The sequence below is a fragment of the Clostridium sp. MF28 genome (assembly GCF_002969175.1).
Lineage (GTDB): Bacteria > Bacillota > Clostridia > Clostridiales > Clostridiaceae > Clostridium > Clostridium beijerinckii.
The window spans coordinates 5,976,032-5,994,375 of record NZ_CP014331.1 but is presented as its reverse complement, the minus strand read 5'-3'; the positions used below and the strand labels follow the sequence as shown (position 1 = coordinate 5,994,375).

Annotated in this window: 16 protein-coding genes, 1 pseudogene and 1 riboswitch; of the genes and pseudogenes, 8 read left to right on the top strand and 9 right to left on the bottom strand. The window is 32.4% G+C overall.

The window, feature by feature from the left end; genetic code table 11:
• Positions 1-89 precede the first annotated feature (89 nt).
• Entirely contained in the window at positions 90-1,079 is a 990-nt protein-coding gene (locus tag AXY43_RS26520) for a helix-turn-helix transcriptional regulator (protein WP_243099120.1), read from the top strand.
• Positions 1,080-1,323: 244 nt separating this feature from the next.
• Here the strand turns inward: AXY43_RS26520 and AXY43_RS28795 are convergent, their stop codons facing one another.
• Both AXY43_RS28795 and AXY43_RS26510 read right to left on the bottom strand, forming a co-directional pair.
• Positions 1,324-1,401, bottom strand: a complete 78-nt coding sequence (locus tag AXY43_RS28795; protein WP_423236891.1) for a hypothetical protein — start codon at positions 1,399-1,401, stop codon at positions 1,324-1,326.
• Positions 1,402-1,492: 91 nt separating this feature from the next.
• Complete coding sequence (locus tag AXY43_RS26510; RefSeq protein ID WP_012058467.1) at positions 1,493-1,849, bottom strand: winged helix-turn-helix transcriptional regulator; 357 nt, start codon at positions 1,847-1,849, stop codon at positions 1,493-1,495.
• A 144-nt stretch (positions 1,850-1,993) separates the two neighbouring features.
• Here AXY43_RS26510 and AXY43_RS26505 point away from each other — a divergent pair, with 144 nt between their 5' ends.
• Both AXY43_RS26505 and AXY43_RS26500 read left to right on the top strand, forming a co-directional pair.
• Complete coding sequence (locus AXY43_RS26505; RefSeq protein WP_105412438.1) at positions 1,994-3,031, top strand: NADP-dependent oxidoreductase; 1,038 nt, start codon at positions 1,994-1,996, stop codon at positions 3,029-3,031.
• A gap of 490 nt (positions 3,032-3,521) precedes the next feature.
• Positions 3,522-3,851, top strand: coding sequence for a winged helix-turn-helix transcriptional regulator (locus tag AXY43_RS26500; protein WP_105412437.1), 330 nt, complete (start codon positions 3,522-3,524; stop codon positions 3,849-3,851).
• An 87-nt stretch (positions 3,852-3,938) separates the two neighbouring features.
• On the opposite strand, the gene AXY43_RS26495 is transcribed toward AXY43_RS26500, so the two are convergent.
• Entirely contained in the window at positions 3,939-4,379 is a 441-nt protein-coding gene (locus tag AXY43_RS26495; RefSeq protein WP_105412436.1) for a cupin domain-containing protein, read from the bottom strand.
• A gap of 141 nt (positions 4,380-4,520) precedes the next feature.
• Here AXY43_RS26495 and AXY43_RS26490 point away from each other — a divergent pair, with 141 nt between their 5' ends.
• Positions 4,521-4,748: a hypothetical protein gene (locus tag AXY43_RS26490; protein WP_105412435.1), complete on the top strand. Its 228-nt coding sequence runs from the start codon at positions 4,521-4,523 to the stop codon at positions 4,746-4,748.
• A 298-nt stretch (positions 4,749-5,046) separates the two neighbouring features.
• The gene (locus AXY43_RS26485) at positions 5,047-5,442 is read left to right on the top strand and encodes a pyridoxamine 5'-phosphate oxidase family protein (RefSeq protein ID WP_039773497.1); all 396 of its coding nucleotides are present in this window, start codon (positions 5,047-5,049) and stop codon (positions 5,440-5,442) included.
• A 317-nt stretch (positions 5,443-5,759) separates the two neighbouring features.
• Here the strand turns inward: AXY43_RS26485 and AXY43_RS26480 are convergent, their stop codons facing one another.
• Positions 5,760-7,205, bottom strand: a complete 1,446-nt coding sequence (locus AXY43_RS26480; RefSeq protein ID WP_105412434.1) for an MDR family MFS transporter — start codon at positions 7,203-7,205, stop codon at positions 5,760-5,762.
• A gap of 688 nt (positions 7,206-7,893) precedes the next feature.
• Positions 7,894-7,953, top strand: a riboswitch (Fluoride riboswitch).
• A gap of 134 nt (positions 7,954-8,087) precedes the next feature.
• On the opposite strand from AXY43_RS26480, the pseudogene AXY43_RS28680 reads away from it, so the two are divergent.
• A pseudogene (locus AXY43_RS28680) lies at positions 8,088-9,398 on the top strand (voltage-gated chloride channel family protein); the annotation flags it as partial.
• 924 nt (positions 9,399-10,322) lie between these two features.
• On the opposite strand, the gene AXY43_RS26470 reads toward AXY43_RS28680, so the two are convergent.
• Positions 10,323-10,958 carry a DUF190 domain-containing protein gene (locus AXY43_RS26470; protein ID WP_105412432.1) on the bottom strand — a complete coding sequence of 212 codons (636 nt, stop codon included), beginning with the start codon at positions 10,956-10,958 and terminating at the stop codon, positions 10,323-10,325.
• Positions 10,959-11,345: 387 nt separating this feature from the next.
• Between AXY43_RS26470 and AXY43_RS26465 the strand changes: the two genes are divergently transcribed.
• On the top strand, positions 11,346-11,918 hold the full coding sequence (locus tag AXY43_RS26465) for a sigma-70 family RNA polymerase sigma factor (protein WP_039773461.1): 573 nt from the start codon (positions 11,346-11,348) through the stop codon (positions 11,916-11,918).
• Positions 11,919-12,085: 167 nt separating this feature from the next.
• Here AXY43_RS26465 and AXY43_RS26460 read toward each other — a convergent pair whose 3' ends face one another.
• Positions 12,086-13,696, bottom strand: coding sequence for an IS1182 family transposase (locus tag AXY43_RS26460; RefSeq protein ID WP_435867741.1), 1,611 nt, complete (start codon positions 13,694-13,696; stop codon positions 12,086-12,088).
• A 385-nt stretch (positions 13,697-14,081) separates the two neighbouring features.
• On the opposite strand from AXY43_RS26460, the gene AXY43_RS26455 reads away from it, so the two are divergent.
• Positions 14,082-14,267, top strand: coding sequence for a YvrJ family protein (locus tag AXY43_RS26455; protein ID WP_077306551.1), 186 nt, complete (start codon positions 14,082-14,084; stop codon positions 14,265-14,267).
• On the opposite strand, the gene AXY43_RS26450 is transcribed toward AXY43_RS26455, so the two are convergent.
• The 3 genes from AXY43_RS26450 to AXY43_RS26440 all read right to left on the bottom strand — a co-directional run bounded on the left by AXY43_RS26450 (position 14,264) and on the right by AXY43_RS26440 (position 18,256).
• Entirely contained in the window at positions 14,264-14,833 is a 570-nt protein-coding gene (locus tag AXY43_RS26450) for a dihydrofolate reductase family protein (protein WP_105412431.1), read from the bottom strand. The genes AXY43_RS26455 and AXY43_RS26450 overlap by 4 nt on opposite strands.
• Positions 14,834-14,970: 137 nt before the next feature.
• Complete coding sequence (locus AXY43_RS26445; protein WP_039773457.1) at positions 14,971-16,671, bottom strand: methyl-accepting chemotaxis protein; 1,701 nt, start codon at positions 16,669-16,671, stop codon at positions 14,971-14,973.
• A 376-nt stretch (positions 16,672-17,047) separates the two neighbouring features.
• A complete protein-coding gene (locus AXY43_RS26440; protein WP_105412430.1) occupies positions 17,048-18,256 on the bottom strand; it encodes an L-serine ammonia-lyase, iron-sulfur-dependent, subunit alpha in 1,209 nt (402 codons plus the stop codon).
• Positions 18,257-18,344 lie beyond the last annotated feature (88 nt).

The window sequence follows — 18,344 nt, the reverse complement described above, 5'->3', positions numbered from 1 at the left end:
CCAAATCAGCGCTAAATATTAACTTGAATTATGGCGTATTTTAACCTACAATTGGATATAAGAATATCTGATTTACAAAAAACGTTGCAATGCTTGAAAGAATTACTCAGAAATCTGAAGAAAGGAATGTTGTTATGTCTTGGAATTGCGATACTGAAATCGATCACTCATTAGAAAAACTCGGTCAGGACTTTCCGCACCTCAATTGGGACTTTAGCCCGGATCCGTCCTCAGGAAATAACGAACTGATTTCGCATTGGTTGGGAGAAAATTCAGAGGAAGTTATGGTGTGTGCATTTAAAGGGAAAAAAATTGAGGAGCGTTTTCACCGCCAGGACTTTTTTTTCATTCATTTTGCTTACCACGGAGATTATGATGCATTAAGCGCCAACTATAATAATCGGATCACGGTAAAAGAAGGAGACTGCTATATCGGTCAGCCCTACAGCGGCTATGCTGTTAAGCGGGATTCTGATCACGAATGTATTATTCTCGGAGTACTGATTCGTAAAGAAACCTTTTTCCGGGAATACCTTAGTGCGCTCTCAGCAGATAGCTCCATGCTTAATTTTTTTCTAGAACCACAGAAAAACAAATATGCAGAAGAGTTCGTTCATCTGGAAATTCCAGCTTCTTCGCCAATCTGGCAGCTACTGAATGTCATGATTCTTGAATATGCTCATAAAACAGAGGACTCGCAGAAAATTTTAAAACCTATGGTCATGTCCCTTGCAATGTATCTTTCCTATGAGTACAAGCGTCAGCATCTACCTACTGGCACGACATTAATTGACCGGATTATGGAATATATGGAATCACACTCTGATTCTGTAACATTAAATGACATTGCATCCCATTTCGGATATCACCCCGTCTATATTTCCCGTCTTTTGCCGAAAAAGACAGGAAAGACCTTTTCTGCTCTACTAGCTGAATCACGTATGCGAAGAGCCAAACTATTATTGGATCATACGGATCTTTCCATTGAAAAAATTGCTGATATACTCGGATACAGTAATAGCAGCAACTTCTATAAGGCCTTTAAACAGTATTATGGTACTTCTCCTCGTCAGCTTTAATGGTCAATGTTACGGCTTCAACGTGAAATGCATCAATAACGTTATTAAACCCTTTTTAAGCCGTAACACTGATTAGTTCATCATACAAGATCTCCAATACGAATCAAGCGAAGGATACTCATAACCATGCTTGTTAAGGGGCTTTTTATCATCCCTATTTTTAATAAGTTTTTTGGCTTTTTTGAACTGCTCCCTGTCAAGTATACAGGGGATATAATAAAAATTATGCTACTAAGGTATGATTTCAATATTCTAGTAGAGCCATACCTTTTAGCTTATTTTGTAGTCTTCTTGTCTTATAAAATTCTATATATTCATCAATAGTTTTTTAAGATCATCAAATGTATTAAATTTTTTAGATAGTACATTTCAGATTTTAGAATGCCCTAAAAAGCCTTCCCTTGGACGATTAGCTATATCTTATCCGAATGTTGCTCTGACAATTTTTTACCCAGCTCATTTAAAACTTCATAAGCAGGCTCTAAATATTTGCAAATATCCGTCAAAGAATATTCCACATGAGGAGGAATTTTATTAAATTCCTTTCTTTTCACAAGACCATGTTCTTCCAAAGACTGCAAGGAACGGGTTAGCATAATATTAGTTATTCCAGGTATATTTCGCTTAAGTTCATTATATCTAATGCTTTTTGTACGGTATATAACGAACAAGATAGGCAGTCTCCACTTTCCACCAATGATTTCAAGAGCGTCAATAATGTGACATTCGTCCTTGTAATAAATTATCTTGTTTCCTTGTTGATCTGTCATCAGTAATACCTCCGATTTTAAGGCACAAAATTGTGCGTACTTGTTATTATCTTACCTATAAAACTATAATAACACTATACATCAAAAGCAAACAATATGTAAGTGATACAGTGCTCAAAGATTAAGAAAATAGGAGGAAATTTGATGATTACTACAATTCAAAATGAGAAATATATTTCGGCAAACACTATGAAGGCAATTCGGTTCCATGAGTTCGGTGGTCCTGATGTGCTACGTTACGAGGACATGCAGCGTCCTGAACTGAAGCCAGGCGAGGTGCTCGTTCGCGTTCACGCAATCGGCATCAATCCACCCGACTGGTATGTGCGTGAAGGGATGAAGATTCTTCCTCTCGAGATGAGGCCGACTATCCCCTTACCTTACACTCCTGGGACAGATATATCCGGAGTTGTCGAGGCTGTAGCTGCGGATGTGAAGGACTTTTCCATAGGCGACGACGTTTTCGGCATGGTTCGTTTTCCTAAACATGGGAGTAATGCTTATGCAGAGTATGTTGCTGCTCCTGCATCGGACCTAGCACTCAAGCCTGCTGGCATCGATCACGTGCATGCAGCAGCGGCGCCGATGTCAGGACTCACTGCGTGGCAGTACCTGATTGACCTTGGGCATAATGAACTAAACCCGCTTCAACCGGCGCCGCATCGCCCAGTGCCGCTTAGCGGCAAGACAGTGCTTATAAATGGCGCTGGAGGCGGAGTGGGACATTTCGCTGTACAGCTTGCCAAATGGAAGGGGGCTCATGTCATCGCGGTGGCATCAGGTGCGCATGAGACGTTCCTGCGCGAGCTTGGTGCAGACGAATTCATCGACTACACCAAGAGCCTTCCTGAGGATGTCGTGCATGACGCTGATCTCGTTATCGACACCATTGGTGGTCCCACAACCGGTCGTTTCTTGCGCACACTCAAGCAGGGCGGCGCTTTGTTTCCGATTTTCTTTGGTTCCGCTGATGCTGATGAAGTTGCAAAACTAGATGTAACAGTCTCCATGCTCCAAGTTCGCTCGAACGGTTCGCAACTCTCGGAATTGGGCCGCTTGCTTGATTTAGGTACAGTACGTGTTGCCATTGACAGTACGTTCCCACTTGCTGATGCTCGCAAGGCGCACGAGAGGGCTGCCCGCGGGCACATTCAAGGCAAAATCGTGCTTACAGTTGTGTAAGGTCTAAAGCAAGAATGTAACTTTCGTTAACAGCTGGAAGTTTAGCGTGCAAACTTAAGGGAATCAGTAGCTATGCAGACCAAACAACTTAATAAATAAGTCACATGACGAGTCATCATTTTAATAAGTGGTGGCTCTTATTTTGGTCACTTTGTTACATGTTTATAAGTGGTTCTATTTTTAAAAATTAGGTTTATGTTGCAACATAATAAACTTAAAGATAAAACGAAGATATGTCAAAAGATAAAGTACTAATTAACAACTCTTTCATTTCAATTATAGCCATATTATAAATATTATTAAATTTCCAAAGAGCGTTGCTATATAATAAATTCAATAGTATACTATTATAATTAAGTACCCAAAAGTACTATAGCACTTAAAAAGTAACTAATAGTTTTTTAGTATTTTAATACATAGATGCTAAAGTGCAAATCACCAAATATTTACCCTTTATCTTAAAATATAAAAAAGAAAGTATGTGCAATTTATGAAAAAAGAATTACCCTCCTGTTCTGTTGAAACAACATTATCACTTATAGGCGGAAAGTGGAAAGTGTTAATATTAAGAGACCTTATTAATGGAACTAAAAGATTTGGAGAGTTGAAGAAATCAATAAATTCTATAAGTCAAAAGGTGCTTACACAGCAGCTAAGAGAGATGGAAGAAGATGGACTTGTAGAAAGAACAGTATATGCTGAAGTACCGCCGAGAGTTGAATATTCACTTACCGAAGATGGCATTAGCCTAAAACCTGTACTTAATTCTATGTTGGCATGGGGAAATCAATATAAACAGAAGATCAATGATAATCTATAATTAGGCACATGAAAATAAATAAATACAATATACAATAAAAATAGTACCTTAGCTTTCAAAAGCTCAGTACTATTTTTGCTAATAATCCTATTTTTCCACGTTAAATGTACCTTTTATATGATTTCCAAGAACCATTACTTGGTTACTATCTGGTAAGCTGACAACTTCAGGTACGTTGTGTGTGTCAAAATCAACATAAACAAGATTTTCAGTATCGGAAGCATTACTAATTACATGTGCACCTTCTTTACCTGCTGGGAAAGTTATAATATCGCCCGCCTTAACTGATTTTATCCCGTCAGGTGTTCTAACTGAGCCAACCCCGCTAATTATATAGAATACCTCTTCATTTTTCTCGTGATAATGGTAACCAAATGCTTGGTTTCCAGGTGGTACTTCAATAAATGATACTGTACATTGGTTAGCATCAGAACCAGCGACTACTGGTTTAATGTAAAATTCATTATCATTTTGTTTTCTTTGAATTGCTTCAATTGCATTTAAATTTTTAATAGTAAGTTCTTTCATAGAGAAAGCCTCCTCAATGTAATTAATTGGATATTATCTATCTATGTTTTTATAATACGGTTATATAAACAATCTGTAAAGTAAGCACTTCAAAGTGGTATAGGCACCTAAAGGTAACTATTCTATCTATAAGAGGAAATCTTGAAAGCACAAGGCTGGGATCATCATATTAATTTTAACCAAATGATGTTGACTAAAATATTTGGTTCTTCAGAATCTCTTTTCAGTTTTGATACTTATCAATTCGAAGATTATTCAAAAGTAGTTACAAGCGTTGATCCTGAAAAGAAAGCAAAAATACGCAAAGAAGTGTTCCCAACGGATTTTGAAGAAGCTTTTAAAAACTTTTTTACTATTATCTTAATTTAACTAGCTAAATCCATATATCTGCACATGCAGCATTATCTCAACTTGCACACTACACCAAAAACTATAGTAGCACCTTTTCTATCAACTGCAGTATAAAACCCCATTACCATAAAGAAGGCATGTACATTTAGCTAAATAACGTTTCCCGAAGTGTTCCAGCTGAAATTAAGGAATAAACATATATAGTATCCTAATTGATACTTACACGCTATAAAAATCGTACTTGTTATTTATACTATACATGTTATCATTATTGCATAATCAATTTTGACATACAGATATAGGAGGAGTAATCATTATGAAAAAAGCATTGGAATTTTTAAAAGAGAGTGGTACTTTTTACTTAGCTACTACTGAGGGTGATCAACCAAGAGTAAGACCATTTGGCGCTGTTTTTGAATATGAAGAAAAATTATATATTGTTACTAACAACAAAAAAGATTGTTTTAAGCAAATGTTACAAAACCCAAAGGTTGAAATCTCTACTATGAACAAAAAAGGTCAATGGATTCGTGTTGCTGGAGAAGTTGCAAATGATGACAGACGTGAAGTAAAGGAATTTGCACTAGAAGCATATCCATCTTTAAAACGCATGTACAGTCTTGATGACGGGATTTTTGCTGTTTTATACTTCACTAAAGGAACAGCTTCTATTTATTCTATCAACGGTGAAACTGAAACATTTTCACTATAATGTATAATTAGAAAATTCAATTATCAGATACATAAAAAAGAGTGTCGCAAAATGATTAAATTTTAATCATTTTGCGACACTCCCTTAATACTAATTGTATTAATAATGAGAAACTGTGTTTTTTTATGATATAGTTCTCCGTGTCAATAGCAAGTGACAATACATTTTAACTCATATATCGCTTTCTTTCATCTAAGTGACTTAAATGACATACTATAACCATATATTTGATTCCTTACAGACTATATGCACGGATAAACAACTATTATATTACAGTATCGATGTAGTATTAAACCGGCTAGTGGCTGTTTTTTTGCTTATCTCGTTGTGCATCCTACTTGTTCTTTAGCTTCTACTTCTGATTTATTTTTCCCAAAGAAAAAAGATAAAATTAATGCAACAAATGCAAATCCACAAACTATCAATGTTGCAGTTGAAAATCCTGTTGCCATTGCAACTTCATTGGTTGCATGGTGCACTTCTAATGCATTAATTTGAGCTGCTGACATTATTCCAATAAAAAGTGATGACCCTATAGCAGCAGAAACTTGTTGAAGCGTATTTACTATTGCTACTCCATGAGGATAATATTCTTTTGGCAATTGATTCAAGCCATGAGTTTGAGAAGGAGACATAAATAATCCAATTCCCACGCTCATGCATATATATATTATTACTAAGTGCACTAAAGATGTATCACTTTTAGATAAAGATATTAAAAATACAAATACAGTTACTATTCCTGTTCCTAATGGTATTAACAACTTTACACCAAATTTATCGTAAATTTTCCCTCCTACAGGTGCTGCTAGTCCAGCGCAAATTACAGCTGGTAATAATGCTAACCCTGCTACAGAACTTGTTTTTCCAAGAGCTCCTTCCATATACATTGGTAACATTATACTCATAGTAAAAGTAACCATCATTGCTATCATTACTAAAATTGTTCCTATTACAAATTTGGGATATTTAAACGGAGATAAATTTAGCATTGGTTCTTTTAAAGTATTTTGTCGTTTTATAAATAATATCAAACAAATAATACCTATTATAAAGCTTATTAAAGTCGTCCTAATATTCCCTTCACTTATACTGCTTATAGCATATATTATTGTTCCGACTCCAATTGTCGATAAAATAATGGATAGGTAATCCATCTTAGGCTTAGTTAATTCTCCTACATTAACTAAGAATAGTGTTCCTATAATCATAAGTATGGCTACAATTGGTATTAACATTATAAATAACGCATTCCAGCTAAAATATTGTAATATAATTCCTGATACTGTTGGACCAAATGCAGGGCCTAATAAAATTGCTGGCACACATATTGCCATTGATATTCCTAGTTTTTCTTTTGGTGCTACTAATAATATGGTATTCATCATAATTGGTATTATCATTCCCGTACCTGATGATTGTATCATTCTTGAAATCAATAACATAGCAAAAGAATTTGAAAATGCCGCACATATTGTTCCTATAAGCAATAATCCCATTGCACTTAAAAATAAATTTCTTGTTTTAAATGACTGAATAAGAAAAGCTGTAACAGGTACCATTACCGCTGCTACTGTCATATAAGCTGTAACAAGCCATTGAACAGTTCCAGCAGATACATTCATGTCTTTCATAATTGCAGATAATGCAACATTAAGTATAGTTTCATTAAAAGTTGCCACAAAGGCACTTGCTACTAATATAGCAATAATACTTATAAAATTTATTCCTTGATTACTTTCTAACTTATATTTTTTATTCATAGTTCCCTCCATAAATTAGACCGAATAAATAATGGATTACATAAAAATGTAACACTAATAATTATGTTAAAATTTAACTCAGTCTTATTGATTCATTATTAGCTTAATTTGTTCTCCGATTTTCCTTAGGTATTCCCCATTCTTCTCACTCAAACTAATCAAAATAGCGCATTCTGCCATAGATTAAATAGTCATAGCCGTTGATTTTGATTTATTTATCTCAATTTTCGAATCCATTGTAATCACTCCTTTTACATTACTTATTTTTTCAAATGCAATACTTGCTTCGTAATTGTAGCAATGTTTCATTAGCTTTCGTAAGCAAAATTTGTTCTAAATATTAAAAAACTTTTTTTATTAATATATGTTCTCGATTACATTAAAGTTTTGGCTCCATTACACTTAATGAATTATTGGTGATACAGCGATTTGTTTAAAAACTGTATTTAAATGAAACCATTATATATTCGTTTCAGCTTCCCATTATAGGCATAATTGAAGTTTCACTTATCTTTCAAATTGCTATCAATACTTAAACCATTTAGATTTAAGTTTGCCTTAGCTTCTTTTCAATGGTTATAGATATATTCAATGATACCGTTTAGTAATAAAACTAGCTTGACCTATTTTAAATTCTTAGCATCTATACAATTTGTTCAATTAAATTAATTATGATAACATTACTAATATATTTTTAGGTGATGGAGTTCGCCTTTAACTGCGTAATGCTAATGACTCCTACAAAATAGCGGTAATCCGCTTTTTTGTAGGAGTCATTTTTAGTTTTCCAAGTAAGGCAACTTTGGACTTGTTATTTATTTTCACGTACCTAAATGCAGTAATATTTACAATTATAACTATAATAAGAAAAGGAGAAATATAATGCAGAAAAGTAATTCAAAAACTTTAAAAACTATTTTATTTATTAGAAACTTAAACATGAGTACTATCCTTGGCCTCTCATTTTTAAAATGGATTGTAATTAGCACAATTGTAGGATCCCTGATAGAATCTGCTGCTGCTTTCTTTTTAAAAAGTTTGGATATTGCTACTACTTTGAGAAATGATAATCCTTGGTTATTATTCCTTTTACCAATCGGTGGTGCCTTTGTGAGTTTCTTATACTCTAAATATGGAAAAAACTCATCCCAAGGTAATAATTTGATTATAGATAAAATTAACACAAGTGAAGATCATATTCCTTTGCGTATGGCACCTTTAGTCTTTCTTGGAACTTTTATAACTCACTTGTTTGGTGGCTCTGCAGGAAGAGAAGGTACTGGTGTACAAATTGGTTCAAGCATAGCAGAAGCCATTGGAAATCTATTAAAATTAGATAAAGTAGATACTAAAATTATTTTAATGTGTGGTATAAGCAGCGGGTTTGGTTCTGTGTTTGGTACCCCCCTTGCTGGTACTATATTTGGACTTGAAGTAGCTGCTCTTGGAACCATGAATTATGCTGGACTAATCCCTTGTTTTATTTCAGCTTTTGTAGGAAATCTTATGACAGAAATATGGGGAATTCACCATACTCATTACAGCATTTTAGATGTTCCTGATATTACATATGGAGTGATATTAAAAGTTGTAATTGCTGCAATTTTATTTGGATTAATTAGTAAACTATTTAGTGAACTAACTCATAAATTAAAAGAAGTTTTTACTTCTGGTTTTGAAAATACATCTATTAAAAGCTTTATTGGTGGATTTATAATAATTGCATTTACTTATATAATAGGAACACGCGATTATCTTGGTCTAAGTATTCCATTAATTGGTGATTCATTCACTGGTCATGTTAACCCTTTTGCATTTATACTTAAAATTATATTTACTTCTTTTACTTTAGGTACAGGCTTTCAAGGTGGTGAAGTTACTCCCCTTTTTGTAATAGGTTCAACTTTCGGTAATACTTTATCAAGTATACTTAATATTTCACCATCCTTTTTAGCAGCCTTAGGTCTTATTGGAGTATTTGCAGGAGCTACAAATGCACCTATAACATCTTTTGTTTTAGGCCTTGAAATGTTTGGTTCAGCAGGTATGGAATTTATGTTTATGACTTGCGCTATAAGTTATTTATTCTCTGGGCATTCAGGTATTTATACCTCTCAAAAAATTGGTATAAGTAAAAGTAGATTAATTAAAGTCCCTCAAGAATCCACTCTTGCTTACTACAGAAAAAAGAAAAGTGGAGAGAAAAAATCTAAAGATAATCAAGTTCTTGCAGGTCAATTTAAATTTGGAATTTCAAGTATAGAATTGCCTAGTATAGAAGGACTAAATATTTATAAGATTAAATGCAGCAGAAAAGGTATTAGACTAGTGCATCGCTCATTTAATCCCGATGGTGGTACATGGTCAGCAAATCCAATTAAAGGTCAGCTAAAATATGTTCAATTAAAAAATGATACCGAAGAAATTCATGCTATTAATATAACTGAATCTTATGGACAAAAAGATAAACTATTTTTAGTAAACACTAATCTATTTGGGAGTATTGAGGTCTCATATACAGTTCAAAAACATCATGATAAACATAGTTATGAGTATAATAATATAGGAAAAGATGAATTTGATGATTATGATAATGAAGCTAAACAAGTTACATTACAAAATCAATTTAAACTCATGAAATCTAGTGTTGAACTTCCAAACCCTAAGGGAGAAAATATTTATAAAATTTCAGTTAAAGGTGGTAAGGTTAGACTAAACCACAATTCATTTAATCCGGATGGATGTACATGGTCAGCTCCTCCAAGCGGCGATCAAGAACAACATATAGATTTATATGAAGGTGAGCATACAATAAAATTATCCATTGAAGAACATTTCGGACGAAAAGATAAACTCACTTTGGTTAATACTAATTTTAAAAATAACGTTGATATAAACTATAGCGTTAATAAAATATCTGATGATTACAGTTTAGAAAATCTCAGCTAATTAAATAGTATTATTTATAAAATAAATAGAAATATAAAAACTCAAGTATTTATGAAAATAAATTGCTTGAGTTTTTAATATAATCTATATTCTACAATAACCTTACATAATGATGTAGCTAAAATAACTCCTCCTAAGCTCAAGAAAATATTTAGATTAATGGTTTTATTATTTATTCATAATTAAATCTATTGGAATTGCAAATACAGCACCATCCTCAACTAAATTTTTGAGTTCATTTAACAAATCATTTAAATTTTCACATGGAACAATACATTCTATTACAATGGGCATTTTTTCACTAAATGAAAATATTTTTTGTTTATGAATAACTCTATCTTTACCATATCCAACAAGTCCTTTAGTTACAGTAGCCCAAATAACTTTCTTTTTTTGAAAAAACCTCAAAACCTTTTCATATTCTTCTTTTTTAAACCACGAATTATCTTCCTTTGTGTAAATTTTAACTACACAATATTTGTTTGATCCCATATTTTTTTCCTCCATTCCTCTAACGACGCTAACTTGTCCATGTGGAATATTGTTAATAAGATCCTGCCTAGCTCTTTCTATTTTATTATTATCAGCAACTGTTTCTATAATGATCGCTAAATCATTAAATTGTATATCTTCGATTGCTACAGAATGCATTATACTTTTATGATCAAGACTTAATTCACCGCGCCTAATTGTAACTCCTGGGAAACCTTTTTTCCATAAAAATTCTTTTATCCAGTTATAAGTTTTTCCTGTCTTAGGATTAAATTCACATTCCCCTACTACTATCCTTAGTAAGCTTTTCATTTTATCACTTCCCCCTTAACACTTAATTTTTAAAACTTTTCAACTAGTATCAAAACTTAATACCTCCTTACTATATTAAATTATGTTTTAAAAATCTATTTTCTATTGGAATAATAAAATAATTGTCTATTGCTTTACATGATATATATTTATTGTGAAAATCCATCAAAAACAAAAAGACCACCACTATAACTTTATTATAGTAGAAGTCATCAATCCCAAAAGAGATGTTTAAAGAAAAATTTTTTTCTCAATATTACTTTTCTATATAAGTTATATGTAACTTAACCATATATACTATATGTAGAGGTAAATTTAACACAAAACACAATATATGTAAAATAATTACTTTTATTCATAACTCTTATATTGAAGATGGAGGTTTATATGGATTTTGATTATGTTGAAACTTTAGTTACCAGATGTAAGAATAATGATGAAGACGCAAAAGAAAAATTAGCTTATGAATTTAGGCCTTTGATTTATAGTATTTCTAAAAGGACTTTCATTGATAGGTATAATTTCCATGATATTATACAGGAATGTTACCATTCACTTTTTAAATCTGTTTCCAAGTACAATTTAGAAAAGCATAGATTCGTTGCCTATGCTACTAATGCCATTAAAAATAATATGAATGATCTAATAAAAAGAACTAGAACCAGAAGATCTACTGAAGGTAGTGATGCATTAAGCTTACATGATGATGTAGAAAATAATTTTCCAGAACTTGAGATCTCAACTGAAACTTCATTATGTGAGATGTGCGACTATGAGGATTTAAAATTAGCCCTTGAGAATTTAAATAAAGAGGAAGTTGAACTTATAGATTTTGTATTCTACAAAAATTACACTGTAAAGGAATATGCCTATTTTAAAAATATGTGCTACTCTACTGCTATTCAAAAAAAGAAAAACATTTTAATGAAAATCCTTAATAATATTTCATTGTATTATTAAGCATAAAAGTCTGGGAGTGTCGCAAAATGATTAAATTTTAATCAGGAGCGATGCTCCTTTTCGGTTTAAGCCAGCAAATTTCCAAATATTTGAAATACAATATTAATTATTTAAAGAATTCTGATTTTTAAGCACACTAAAATAAGCCTAGTTAATTTATTCCATAATTAGGCAATAACTTTTAATTCATGAAGATGATTCTGAGTTCTTTCATTTTGTATTTTAGAATGCAATTTGTTAATGTTGTAACCAAAACAAAGCAAAATAAATTCAGTTTTAACACTATTTTTTCCGCGTGTTAAAAATCTATTGAATTCATAATCACTTTTTAGAACTCCAAATGCTCCTTCGACCTGAATAGATCTATTCATTCTTAACTTAGTTCCAAATTCAGTTGTAATATTTTTATAGGATATTTCACGCTTTTCCACAAAAGTTTTTGAAACTTGCATTTTTCTATTTCCCTTTGCTTTTGTACACTTCACTTTGTGAGTGCAGTTATCACAGTTCTCACATTCGTACACAGTTACTTCAGATTTGTATCCACTTGCGGATTTCCTATGGATAATAGAAGTCGGCATCAACTTTCTATTATTGTAACAAATATAAAAATCTGACTTAGCATCATATATCATATTTTCGCGTTTACTTATATCATTTTTAAAACTTCTTTTTTTCCACTTTTCATAAGTTTGTGGCTTTATATAAGGAATTTGTTCATTTGATTCTAGATACAAATAATTTTCTTCACTTTCATAACCTGAATCTGCAATTACATTTAGATATTTGCGACTAATTTTTTCTTGTATATTATTAAGCATAGGTATTAATGTTGCTATGTCATTTCTATCATCAAATATTCCGACACCGGTCACGTATTCACTTTCAACTGCAATTTGTACATTATATGCAGGTTTTAATTGACCATTTCTCATATGATCATCTTTCATATGCATGAAAGTTGCGTCAGGATCAGTTTTAGAATAGCTATTTCTTTTTGAAAACAGCTTTTTGCTGAAATTATATTTTTCTTGTCTTTCTTTATATTCAAATAATTGTTCTGTCCATTTCTGAATTTTAGTTTTTCTCCTACCAATTCCATAAACAAATTCTATATTTCTTTTCTCCTTTTCACATGAAAGCCATTGAAGAATTTTATCAATATCATCTATTAATGTTTCACTTTGAACAGTAAACTCTTTTAATTCTCCAAGGTTAATATTTTCTAAAAGAACAAGAATTTTATCAAACATTTTTTCTTCATTTTTTAAAATAGTTTTTTTCCAAACAAATGTATAACGATTAGCATTCGCTTCGATTTTAGTACCATCAATAAATGCATTTTCAAATAGTATTTCATTTTGATTTGCTAAATAATTAACTTGTTGATAAAATAAATCTTCAATTACCTCATTTGAAATATAGTCTTTACGAAATCTACTGATTGTAGCATGATCCGGTGCCTTATAACATTGAAGTAACCACTTGAAATTTATATCTCTTTTGCATGCTTTTTCGATTTTCCTGCTTGAATAAATATTTTGAGAATAAGCATATGATATTATTTTGAACATAATTTTAGGCTCCACTGCCGGTTTTCTTCCAACGGAAGAGTACGCCTTATACAACTTCGTGTAATCTAATCCCTCCAATACATGGCTTAGCAAGCGGACTGAATCATCTGATGGTATTAAATTTTCTAGATTTAATGGTAATATAAGTTGAAAATTATCATTAATCTCAGTATAATCTTTATTGTGTAATTTGGTTTTTAGCATAAGTAAATTATACAATGAATGTGAGTTCTTCGGAATTCACATTTTTTATATCTAAAAAAATGAGCCGCTACAAAACTAACTATGTTAGTTTTGCAACAGCCCCATCTTTATTATAATACCAATATTTCATTTACCTATTCAAAACTAAAATTATTTACAACCTCTGTAGTTTTCTCTATATAATCTTCAATAACTTGATCTATTCTATCGCAAATGCATTTTAGGCTGCATCCCTGGCATTTAGCTAAAATTCTTGCAATATTTTTAGAATTATCATGAAGAATTATTTATGCAATGTATATATTTTAGTTTTATGTACTATTTGTTTTCTAACGTGAAATAATACGTTTTATATCATATATCCCTTATAGGAGGTGATGGATTTATGGAAGTAAATGAGTTAATTAACCTTATTGTTAATAATGGCTTTCCAGTAGCGGTATCTGCCTATTTGCTAATTCGTTTAGAGAAACAAATTGTTAGCTTATCAAGCTCAATCAATAAATTAAATACCATAATATCCGCTAAGCTTGGAGTAGCTATTGATACAGAGATTTCTGTTAAAAATTAATTACCATTCCAATGATAGATTAATTGTACAACGCCAGAAGAGAACGTTCTGGTGTTGACCATTTTTAAATTCAATCTCTGTTTTATATCACTAAACAACGGTTTTCCTTCTCCCAAAATAACAGGGTGAATAGATAATCTAAATTCATCAACAAGCCCTAAATTTATAAAGGTTGTAATGAGACTTGCACCTCCATATAGCCAAATGTCTTTACCTGGCTTATTCTTCAATTTATTTACTTCTTCAAGAATATTTTCATTTATAAATATTGCTTGATTATTAGTAGCTATTTGTGTTCTGGAAAACACGTATTTCTCTTTACTATGAATTAATTTCCAAACTTCTTTTTCATCATCTGAATCTTCATCTTGTGGAATATATTGTCCCCATAAATCGTAACTCTTTCTACCATATAAAATAGTGTCAATTTCATTTAAGAAATTAGTGAATCCCATATCAGCGTCCATAATGCACCAATCAACTTCTCCGTTTTTCCCTTCAATAAAGCCATCTAAAGTAGTTGCTAAATCTAAAATTATTCTTCTCTCTTTTACGTTATTTGACATAACTCTTCCTCCTTCTTATATTCATCCTTGAAAACTTTAATTATGACACAACAATTTACTATCAAGAAATGTTTTTAAAAACCGCCTAAATTCATTTGTTTTTTCTTTATGCACTTATTTCTTTTTAATAATCATAGCTATACCTTAAAATTATTAACCATATTAACTAGCTTATTAGTGCTTACATTAACTTCATTAATTAATTCAACGACATTTCCTGAACTTTCAGATATAGTATTCATATTTTCTGCAATATTATTAGTTCCATCAGCTAATTCAGTATTTGAATCATTTATTTGTTTTACTGCATCCGCAACTCTAAGCATAGAATCCATAATACTGTTAGATTTATTGCTAAATTCTGTTGTCATATCATAAACCATAGCTGCATCCTTACTATACTGCTCTCCTGTTTTAACAATCATCTCATAATCATTTATCACATCAACATTAATAAATTTTATCATATCTTGAGAAGTAGAAACTAAGTTGTCTACTATTCCCATAACGATATTACTAATATTACTTATTTCTGATACAGTTTTTTTAGAATCTTCTGCAAGATTTCTAATTTCTTCTGCTACTACTGAAAAACCTTTGCCTGCTTCACCTGCTCTTTGAGCCTCTATTGATGCATTTAATGCTAATAAATTTGTTTGAGAGGCAATTTCTAAAATAGCTTCTGATAAGGCCTTTATCTTTTCTACTTCTTTAGCTTTTTCAATAGCTTCTAATAATTTACTTTGAGTTTGTAAATTAATCTTTTGAGCATTCTCCATAGAATTAACAGCTTTATTTTTAAGTTCATTAGCTCTCTCATTTATAAGCTTCGAATTCTCAGCTTCACTTTTTGCCTTTTGTGCAATTCCCATCATATCTGAGTTAATTAAATATGTAGTATTACCCATTTCTTCTGTTGACGCTGCTGTCTCCTCCATACCACTTGATAATTCTTCTGTTGTAGTATAAACATTTTCGATTAATCCAGATAACTTACCTATATTTTCATTAGTTTTTTCAACTTTATTTTCAACATTTCTTGATTCATTAATAACGACATTGATAATCTGCCTAAAAGACTCCTGCATTAAATTAAAACTTTTTGCCATTTCACCAATCTCATCATTGCTATGAAAATCAATCCTTTGAGTTAAATCTCCGCCATTATTAGACATTTCATTAAGTTTTGAAAGCATAGTAGTTATTGGTGTAACAATATTTTTAGATATATATCTCCAAGTTATAACAAATATTATTACCAAGGCTAGAACAGATATTCCCATTAAAATTATTGTATTTCTTATATCATTTTCTATACTACTTATAGATATTTCAATGTTTTTTGCTGCTGCTTCGTTAAATTTATCAACTTCCTCATTAATCTTTTCTGAAGTAGAATCAAATTCTTCCATAGATAAATTTCCTTTTTCAGGCCCACCGTCTATGTAAGCTTGCGCCATTTTCTTTCCTGTTTCATAATAAGGTTCAAAACTTTTTTGTATATTATCTAATTCACTTGCACTTTCTGGATTTTTTTCTTTAAGATCACTCAAAACACTTTCTAGATCCTTAGCAAATTTTTCTGCATCATCAAAACCATCATCAAAGCCTTTTGCGCCTCTTGTCGCGCTAATATCTGTAAGGAATTGCTGTACTTGTACAACATCTAATTTTAGTTCATCAGCTTTAGTGCTTGTATAAAAATATTTATTATTCATTTCCCGTACCTTTTTTAAATTATTACTTGTAGAGTTAAATTGTATTGCCATAAACACAATAAAAAACAAACTTATTGATATTAATGGCAACAATACTTTTAGCTTTATCCCTTTTATCATTAAAATCATTCCCCTTATAACTTATTTAAACAAAAAATTATACGCTTATTTATAGTTTATAACTTTCGCCAAAATATTTCATCTATTATCTTAATTTTTTATAAATTTACCTAATTATATCATAAACTTATTTTTACTAATCCAAACTTTTTCCATTAATATCATTAATTTTTACAAAATACCAAGATAGTCAAAAAAAAGAATGATCTACTAGGGTGTAATAGACCATTCTGAATACTTGTTAATATTTATTTAATAAGTAGGGGTAAATAATGTTTAACTACTTTATATTTATATAATACTTAAGATTTGTGACAGCAATTTAGCATATATTCTAAGGAAGAATACCAGTAAAGGAGGACGCTTATGTCTGAGTTTAGCTGTCTATTTTGTAGAGTTTGGCGAGCCCACCATCTGCTGTTTCACGGTAATCGCTGCTCATATCCAGCCCAGTTTCATACATGGTCTGTACAACCAGATCAAAAGATATCTTACGAGTGTTTGACAAGAAATTTGCTAGGTTCATCGCATTTATCGCCCTCATCGCAGCCACGGCGTTCCGCTCGATGCAAGGGATCTGAACAAGTCCGCAAATCGGATCACAGGTCAACCCCAAATGGTGCTCCAACGCGACCTCCGCTGCATACTCAATCTGGTCGATATCCATTCCAAACAGCTCTGAAAGAGCTGCCGATGCCATGGAGCAAGCACTACCAACTTCCCCTTGACAGCCACATTTAGCACCGCTGATGGATGCATTCTGCTTGATTAAGTTGCCAATTAGACCTCCAACTGCCAGAGCCCTGATGATCTGTTCGTCCGTGACATGTTTCTTCTCTTGCATATAACGAAGCACTGCCGGCACAACACCGCTGGCGCCGCAGGTTGGGGCCGTTACAATTGTACCACCGGCGGCATTCTGCTCGCTGACGGCGAAAGCATAAGCACAGACAATCCTGTTTTCCCGCGTCTCTGGGCTCTCATCAATATGCCGCTGGTTATAAAGAAATTGCGCCTTTCGTTCTACGTTGAGACCGCCTTCTAGAACACCTGTGGATGTAAGCCCTTCGTTAATCGAATGCTTCATAGCATCCCAGATTTCATAGAGAAAATCCCAAATCTTTTTGCCTTCGCACTGCTCTATGTACTCGCTTAGGCTGATGTTGTTTGCTTTACAGAGACTGCTGATTTCCTCAAAGGTATTTTCCTTATATATATCCGGTGCCAACATCTCCTCACGCCCATCGATAACTATATCCCCGCCACCGACACTTACAACACGCATGGATGTTGTTTGCCGCCCATCTTTGTAAGCTAAAAAATCAATGGTATTTGGATGAGGCAGAATAAAATCTACGTGGGTAATAAATTCAATCTCAGTTGGAACTGGTGACAGTGCCTTAATAATAGCCTTGTCAGTCATATGACCCTTGCCCGTTTTTGCAAGGGAACCATAAATCAACACCTTGAAGAGTTCTGCGCCCTCATTTTCTGCTTTAAAGATTCTAGCGGCTTTTTCTGGCCCCATTGTATGGGAACTGGACGGCCCACTGCCAATCTTATATAATTCTATCAATGATTTCATATCGCCCTTATCTCCTTTCTCTGTGCTGTTTGAAGATCAAAAGACCTTCCTTCCCCTTGACCAATATATTCATCTAATTATAGGCTAG